At 55.9% G+C, this 4,898-nt stretch carries 5 protein-coding genes; 2 read left to right on the top strand and 3 right to left on the bottom strand.

Features of this window, described 5'->3' with window-relative positions:
• Nucleotides 1-471, bottom strand: a 471-nt coding sequence (locus AC1DH9_RS24635) for a hypothetical protein (protein WP_477808946.1), incomplete at its 3' end; no start/stop codon positions are given.
• A gap of 440 nt (nt 472-911) precedes the next feature.
• A complete protein-coding gene (locus AC1DH9_RS24640) occupies nt 912-1,796 on the bottom strand; it encodes an EamA family transporter (RefSeq protein WP_427541911.1) in 885 nt (294 codons plus the stop codon).
• Nucleotides 1,797-1,915: 119 nt separating this feature from the next.
• On the opposite strand from AC1DH9_RS24640, the gene AC1DH9_RS24645 reads away from it, so the two are divergent.
• Both AC1DH9_RS24645 and AC1DH9_RS24650 read left to right on the top strand, forming a co-directional pair.
• Nucleotides 1,916-2,698, top strand: a complete 783-nt coding sequence (locus tag AC1DH9_RS24645; RefSeq protein ID WP_477808947.1) for an AraC family transcriptional regulator — start codon at nt 1,916-1,918, stop codon at nt 2,696-2,698.
• Nucleotides 2,699-2,786: 88 nt separating this feature from the next.
• Nucleotides 2,787-3,641, top strand: coding sequence for a DUF1460 domain-containing protein (locus AC1DH9_RS24650; RefSeq protein ID WP_427541917.1), 855 nt, complete (start codon nt 2,787-2,789; stop codon nt 3,639-3,641).
• 278 nt (nt 3,642-3,919) lie between these two features.
• On the opposite strand, the gene AC1DH9_RS24655 is transcribed toward AC1DH9_RS24650, so the two are convergent.
• Nucleotides 3,920-4,898: MFS transporter (locus AC1DH9_RS24655; RefSeq protein ID WP_477808948.1), on the bottom strand; the 979-nt coding region annotated here is incomplete at its 5' end.

Here is a 4,898-nt window from a genome sequence, read left to right on the forward strand (position 1 = left end):
GTCGTACCACTCCTTGAAATATGCTTTGGATCGGGTCGCTGATGCGCCGGGATTCAGGATATCGCTGGCAATCCTGGCATCTAGGGGGCTCGCTGCGAAACTCGTATACGGTTGGATATCCTCGGGGTCAACAGGATATATACGCGCATATCCTTTTTGCACGTCGAGTTTAACCACCTTCAACTGCGCGTCTTCTGGATAAACTTTATAGACGACATCCAAAAGCCCCAAGGATGGGTTGGGTGTTTTGTTACCCGAGTAAATAAACTTCTCGTCCTTCTTCAGATTGAAGCGCTGGACTATTGAGTCGATTCGGTCGAGCCGCTTCCGCTCCTCTAAGTTGCTCTCCGCAACCGCGACAGGCTTCAGACTCTTCAACTGCTCGGGCATCGGCGATAGCTGAACCTGAACATCCGCCTGCGCGCTACAAACGGCCGCTGCCAAGACCAAGGGAATAATGGGTTTCAACATGCATCCTGCTCCTTGTAGATAAATCTTCCGTGTCGTGCTGTGTGTTCTAAGTCGAAGCGTTATCTCTGGGTAGCCCTCAGAGATGTAAGTCGTGCCGTTTGTTTATCACGGTTCACTCCAGTCCGCACACGGACTTGTTCGCCAGGTACCGGCCTACGACCTCCGCCTTGGCGTCGGGGCATTTATCTCAACGAACGACACCCCCTGAGCATCAATGAAATTTTGGGCTTCAGAGACAAGTTCAAATGCCCCAGGCGCCAAACGAAACATCAACAGAGCCCGCCAAGTTCGGGCTTTGTTGCGTCTGGGATTTGGAAAACTACTTCCCCTCCCCTAGAAACGAGGCTTGCTCGCAATGKGGGCAGTGTTGTGTCCAAGGCTCGAGCAAAAGGCTTTTCATCTCCCGCAATCAGATTTCAACATCGCCAGTTCCCTCGCGTCTATTGCCCAGCCTGCGCAATCCGCACCCGCTCGCGCCCCTTCATCAACCCCACTGCAAGCGCCGATAGAATCAACGCAATCGAAATCCCTTCGTTGAAATCAACCCGATGCCCAAGCATCAGCATCGAGCCTGCGACGCCAAATACCGGTATCAGTAAAGACAGCGGTGCCACCCTCGAAACCGGGTACTCTCGCAGCAGTAGATTCCAGCCCCAATAACAGAAATGTGTCGCCGCGTAGACTTGAAACAACAGCGAGAACACTGACACCCATTCAAGGTGTGCGACCAGGGACGTAAACGGAGCGGAACCGTGCGCCAGCCAGGTGAGCGCCAGTAAGGGGATCGGCGGGAACAGGCTGGCCCATACCACAAAGGCAAACATTTCCCGGACCTTTGACTGTTTGATGATGATGTTGCCGACACTCCAGCTAAATGCACTCACCAGCAGCAAGCCATAACCCACTGTCGTTGCATGGCCCGGGCTGCTGAAAATAATGCTGATCAAACCCAGCGCTGCGAGCCCCACCCCAAGAGTCTGTCCAAGGCTCAATTGCTCGCGAAACAGCAACACCCCCCAACCCAAGGTAAAAAATGCACTGAACTGAATCAACAGAGCTGCGGTCCCTGGTGGCACACCCAGTTCGATGCCCAGGTTGATCAACGCCCACATCGCGACCCCGAAAATCAATCCGTAGGCGGCCAACCACCCCATGGAGATCGACGGCCGCCGGACAAAAAACACCCACGGCAACGCCGCCAGCGTAAAGCGAAGAGCCGTCAGCAGCAGTGGATCAATAGCCGCCAGACCCAGTTTGGTGATGGGAAAGTTCAGACCCCAGACAGCCGTCACCAACACGGCCAGGATCAGGTGTTTTTTCTGCATGAAGTTCTATTTCCAGTATGCCGGGCCAGTGGCTGTATGCCCCAACCGCGACGCCACTATGCGCAACAGGGGCAATGGCTCGCTTGCACTATCAGGTCATAAATCATTAAATTCGGGCCATGCGCGAAACTGAAATAGATCCCTACGAAAACACTCCCCGCGATGCAGTAGTCACGGCCAATAACTATCTGGATGGCCAACACTTTGCGCTGCATACGCACCGACGTGGCCAGTTTGCCTACGCCGCCTGTGGCGTCATCACGGTATTCACTCGCCAGGGCAACTGGGTCGTTCCCCCACAAAGAGCTATCTGGGTACCGGCGGGCGTCCCCCATGAGATGAACATGAGCGGACCGGTGACCATGCTTAATACCTACATCCGTAACCGCGCCGTCGCTCGGCTCAGTCTGCCTGCTCACTGCCAGGTATTCGGCGTCTCGGCATTGCTCAAACAACTGCTGATCCKGGCCATGGACGTTCCGGCACTGTATGCCAAGGAGCATCTGGATGGCCATTTGATGACCTTGCTGCTTCACGAAATAGCCGGCATGTCGCCCTTATCGCTCAATGCACCGCTGCCGAGCGAACCAAGGCTGGCGCATATCTGTCGAAAGCTGCTGGAACAACCGTCGCTGGAAACCGGAATTGATGATATGACCCGGCAGGTCGGGATGAGCCGCCGCACATTTACCCGGCTGTTTCGCCAACAAACCGGTATCAGTTTTGTCGAATGGCGTCAGCAGGCATGTCTGTTGGCGGCCGTGGTGCGTTTGGGTAACGGAGAGGCAATTACGCGGGTGGCAACTGATCTGGGCTATAGCAGCCCGAGTGCCTTCACCAGTGTTTTCCGTCGAGTACTGGGCGAAGTACCCAGTCGGTATTTCCCGAAAAAAATGCTTTGAACTTTCCCCGGCAGTCTCAAAATCCCCACAGACCTATCAATAAACATTACCATTTACGACGTAACAGCCGAAAACGATGGAAACTCGAATGCGCAGGTCAGCTGTATTTCTTTTGGCATCCATGCTGACAGCGTGCGGGACCGGGCTGCCCGTCGGCAATACAAAAGCAGTGGAGAACGTAACGTCCGCAAATGGACACACCCCGCTGAACATGGATGGTTATACCGCCAGCAAACTGGATGCCCTGCTCAAAGAACGCTCAGCGATCCCCCCCGATGATATAGGGCAGATGAACAATCTGATTTCACGGGAGTTTTTGGGACGGCCCTACTCCGCGAACAGGTTGCAGGGCTCTGCTACCACGCCGGAAGCATTGGTCGTCGACTTCAGGGGCCTGGACTGTTTCACCTATCTGGATTACGTCGAAGCGCTGAGGAAGTCCAACAATGAAGCGGACTTCTTCAAGAACCTCATCCAGACGCGTTATGTGAACGGCAATCTCGATTACCTGCATCGCCGGCACTTCTTCACCGACTGGTCGCAGGCCGAGCAAAAGCTGGCCGACGACGTCACCGCGCAAATCAGCCCTCATGCGGTAACCGTGGTTAAGCGCCTCAATCGAAAAGCCGATGGCAGCGCCTACTTGCCGGGCGTACCCATGACCGAGCGCACGATTACCTATATCCCCAGCGCGTTTGTTAACGACCATGTGATCAGCCGTTTGCAGACTGGCGATTACGTTGGCATCTACACCCAACTCGCCGGCCTGGACGTTACCCATACCGGGTTCTTTATCAACAAGGACGAAGGACCCGTGCTGCGTAATGCCTCTTCGAAGAAAAAGAACCGGGAAGTCGTAGACTCTCCCTTCAAGGACTACATCGCGAAGACCCCGGGGATCGTGGTGTTACGAGCGCGGCAATCTGTGCCAGAGAGTCAATGAATTCTGGTTCGCCCATCTTGTGCGTACCCTCTACACCCTCAAACATCAACAAAGCCCGTACAAGACGCAATGCTGTTCACTTAAGCCGATGTTTCAGGCTCAACCGCAGTTGTGGCGAGGGAGCTTGCTCCCGCTGGGGCGCGAAGCGGCCCTGAATTGGGCCTGCTACGCAGCCCTCGCCACAGATACTTCTCAGGCCTCCAGACTTCCTTAAGTGAACAGCATTGCGTCTTGTGCGGGCTTTGTTGCATCTGGGGCTTTGTCTTTCACTTACCTGTTCAAGGCGTGGGCGCCAATGCCAGATCGGCTCGCCCAACATTCGGTTTCTCGGCGGGACTTGCGCAGGCGACAAAATCCTCCTTGCGTAGTAGCACCAACGCGATCAGCGACACCACGCCCGTGCCGATGTAAAAGTACCAGGGCGAGGTAATGTCGCCGGTTACCTTGATCAGCCAGGTGGAAATCAACGGTGCGCTACCGCCAAATACCGCCACCGGAATGTTGTACGCCACCGCGATGCCCGTGGAGCGGATTCGCGTTGGCAACAACTCACTCATCAATGCGTAAGTCGACGAGGCATACAGGCCGAACAGGATTGCCACCGCCATCAACGGATAGATAAACGAAGCTGGCGTCGCCGTGGGTGCCGATTTGAACAGCCAGTACATCGCCAGAGTGGCCAGGGTGCCGATCACCAACAAAAACGGTTTGCGCCCGTATTTATCGGTGAACGCGCCGCCGAACGGCATGACCACTGCGGACGAGAGGCTGGCAACGAAGACGTAGAGCAAGGTCGTACCGCTGTCGAACTTGAGAATGCTCGACATGTAGGTCGAGGCGAAGGTCAGCACCAGATAGAAGATCGAGCTGTGCAGGGTAATGATGAAGAACACCAGGGCAATTGCCCTTTTCCACTGCCAGACTTCTCGCAGAGGGGCTTTGGAGGTTTCCCCCGCGCGCTGCAGCGCGAGGAACTCGGGACTGTCTTCGAGCTTCAGGCGGATGTACATCGAGATCAGGCCCAGCGGCGCCGCGATCAGAAACGGGATACGCCAGCCCCAGGCTTGCATCAGGTCAGCCCCCATCACCCAGGTCATGCCGTTGGCCACCGCACCACCCAGCAACAGGCCGAGTACCGCCGTCACCATCAACCAACACGTCGCAAATCCGCGTCGCCCGGGCCCGGCGTACTCGGAGATGAAACTGGTGATGGTGCCGATCTCGCCACCAGCGGAGAAGCCCTGTACACAGCGGATC

This window comes from Pseudomonas sp. 05T35 (genome assembly GCF_056396605.1).

What these genes read in the sequence shown, in the direction of transcription:
- AC1DH9_RS24640 (WP_427541911.1), bottom strand. Translation starts at nt 1,796, where the DNA reads ATGCAGAAAAAACACCTGATCCTGGCCGTGTTGGTGACGGCTGTCTGG.
- AC1DH9_RS24650 (WP_427541917.1), top strand. Translation starts at nt 2,787, where the DNA reads ATGCGCAGGTCAGCTGTATTTCTTTTGGCATCCATGCTGACAGCGTGC.